Genomic DNA, 3177 nt, shown 5'->3' on the forward strand with positions numbered 1-3177 from the left:
GGCAGCAAAGTGTTTATCCTTCACCAAGATCTTGTATTGCAGCCGGTTGGGTTTCCTGGAGAAATTGCAATTGCTGGACCAATTGTTAGTCGTGGGTATCTAAATAATTCTGAATTGACTAATAAAAAATTTAAACATGTCCTAATTAATGAAAGTATGGAATATGTTTATTTAACAGGAGACTTAGGAAGGTGGGATCATGAGGGGAATTTAGAGTTTCTAGGCCGTAAAGATACCCAAATTAAAATTAGAGGATATCGCATAGAATTAGGAGAAATTGAGAATGTATTGAAATCTAGCGCAGATGTTTCAGAAGCCGTAGTTTTATATAAAAATGAATTATTAATTGGTTATATCATACCAAGTAATGATATAATAGTTGAACAGAATCTGCTTGATTTTTTGAATGATAGGCTTCCCTATTATATGATTCCCAATGAGTTCGTCTATATGGAGTCGTTTCCTTTAAATCCATCTGGAAAAGTAGATACAATAAAGCTCAGTGAACTTCGATCAATCAGTAATATAAACCACTCTAATGTCAATTTAACAGATATTGATGTTATTTTAATAGACTTTCTGAAAGATACGCTTCATATAGATACTATAAACATTCAGAGCAACTTTTTTTCTATAGGCGGAGGATCCTTAGCTATTATTCGGTTAGTTTCTTTTGTACGAGATAGACTTGGTGTTTCAATTCCAATAAAGCAAATTTTTAATAGTAGAAGTATTAAGGACATATCTATCATAATTGATACGCTGTTACTTCAAGAAGATCTTGAAAATGATTCATTTAAAGAGGGAACGTTTGAACTATAGTTTGGTGTTTTAATAAAATTAGTATGATTAAATTAAATTATAAATTGGCATTTATTGTTCCTTATCGAGACAGAGAGGAGCATTTGAGAATATATGTTCCTCATTATAAAAAGATTTTTCCTGATGCAGACATATATGTAATTCATCAGTTGGGGAATGGGCCATTCAATCGTGGAAAATTATTAAATGCGGGATACTTATACGCAAAAGACAAAGCTGATGCATTTGATTTGTCCGATGTTGATATGCTTGCGGTTGAAGATCAAGTTGATTATTCTGAACCGTCTGAAGTTACTCATTTGGCTTCTTCTGTCTCTCAATTTGGGTTTCTTTTACCATATCCTACATATTTTTCTGGTCATGTGTTATTAAAGGGTAAACATATGGAGTCTGTTAATGGATTTTACAATGACTATTTAGGATATGGTTGTGAAGATGATTGCTTTTACCGCTCATTTATAGAAAAAAATCTACCTGTTCACAGAAGGTACGGACTTTATCATTCTCTTGATCATCCTAGATTGGTTGATACTGACGAAGATCTGATGGATCATTTTAATAAGAACTTTGAGATGTTAAAAAAACCTAGAGATTTTTCCAATGGACTATCTTCTTGCAATTACATGATTGAAGATATTGTGGAATTTAAAGGTTATACAATGGTGAATGTTCTCATATAAAATAACTTGGACTAAACTGTTTAATCAATTATTGGTAGGTTATGATGTATAAAGACGATATTGAACTTATTAAAGAGGCTAATGACCAAGGGATTTACCTTTTTCTAGAAGGAGATACTTTAAAATATAAAGTTAGGAATGGATGTGAGATAAACAAATCTTTCCTAGAGAAACTAAGTGAAAGAAAGGATTATATCAAAGCTTTTCTTCGTGATCAAAAAATCAATAGAACACCAATAGTTCCCCGATGGGACGGTACCTCTGTGCTTCCGCTGTCCTTCAGCCAGGAGCGTCTGTGGTTCATAGACAGTCTGGAGGGCAGCCTCCACTACCATATACCATTCGTGTTCTGGCTTATGGAGGATGTTGACCTGGATTTTCTTGAGGTTAGCCTTCGGTCGCTTATTGGCCGTCATGGGGTCCTCCGGTGTGTCATCGATGAGATCGACGGAGTTGGCCATCAGCGCGTTCTTTCAGAAAGTGGCTGGTCCATGGGTCGCCATAGTGTGGACGACCGAGCTTCTGCCGATCGTCTGATCCAGATCCTGACGGGCAGGCCCTTTGACCTTTCTTCGGACTACATGCTCCGTGCTGACGTTATAGAATGTCCGTCCACTGGCGTGCGTGCATTTGTGTGCACGTTCCACCATATTGCTTCTGACGGCTGGTCGCATGGTATTTTCCTGCGTGAGCTGGAGGAGCTCTACCGTTCTTCTTCTGAAGGTCGGGGGGCTGATCTTCCGGATCTTCCGGTGCAGTACTGGGACTATTCTGTCTGGCAGCGCAAAGAACTGTCCGGGGGATACCTCGCGGATCGTTTGAACTACTGGCGTGGGCAGCTTTCGGGCACTGTTCCGCTGGAGCTTCCGACGGACCGCCCGCGGCCTGTTGTTCCGAGCCACAGGGGCAGTATCTTTACGGTTGATATTCCGGCGGGGCTGCTCCGTTCGGTTGAGGCATTGTGTTCCCGTGAAGGTGTGACAGCTTATATGTACTATCTTTCGGTTCTTCAGATCCTGCTTTGGCGTTACAGCGGGCAGGTGGATATTTGTGTTGGCAGCCCGGTTTCGGGCCGTCAGCGTGCGGAGATCCAGGGTCTGATCGGTTTTTTCGTGAACACGGTCGTCCTTCGGGGGACGCTGGACGGGGAGTCCTCTTTCAGTGATCACCTACATGGGGTGCGGGCTATGGTGGTGGAGTCTTTGGACCATCAGGATGTTCCGTTTGAGAAGGTTGTGGAGGCACTGTCTCCGGAGCGTGAGCTTGGGCGGAGCCCCCTTTTCCAGGTGATGTTTGTGTTCGATGAACAGATGGGTGGCAGTTCTTCGGGGGGGCTGTTCAAGGAGGGTAGCGATTTTTCTTTTGGGGGCGAGGGCACCTCGAAGTTTGACCTGACCTTTAATGTATTCGGTACGGGGGATGGAGGGTTCGGTCTTGGTATCGAATACAGCACCGACCTTTATGATGTGGGAACGGTTGAGCGGATGGCGGGCCATTTTTTGAGGTTGGCCGGGGAGTGTGTGGACAGTTCCCATTCTCGGCTTTGGGACCTACGTTTATTGGACAGTGCCGAGGAGCGTTCTGTTCTCGAGCTCGGCCTAGGGGCAGAGGTTTCGGATCTTCCGGCGGGTACAGTTGTTGACGTGTTCCGTGAGGTCAGCGAACGTTACGTGGA

3 protein-coding genes are annotated in these 3177 nt (G+C 42.8%); all 3 read left to right on the plus strand.

All coding sequences use genetic code 11. The features are described from left to right. On the plus strand, positions 1-822 hold an 822-nt coding region (locus B2X72_RS21310), incomplete at its 5' end, for a non-ribosomal peptide synthetase (RefSeq protein WP_286851417.1). 23 nt (positions 823-845) lie between these two features. Next, positions 846-1502: a galactosyltransferase-related protein gene (locus tag B2X72_RS21315; RefSeq protein ID WP_286851419.1), complete on the plus strand. Its 657-nt coding sequence runs from the start codon at positions 846-848 to the stop codon at positions 1500-1502. Between the two features lie 41 nt (positions 1503-1543). Then, positions 1544-3177: condensation domain-containing protein (locus tag B2X72_RS21320; protein WP_286851420.1), on the plus strand; the 1634-nt coding region annotated here is incomplete at its 3' end.

It is taken from the genome of Sphingobacterium sp. UBA7253 (genome assembly GCF_002472745.1).
GTDB classification, from domain to species: Bacteria; Bacteroidota; Bacteroidia; order Sphingobacteriales; family Sphingobacteriaceae; genus Sphingobacterium; species Sphingobacterium siyangense.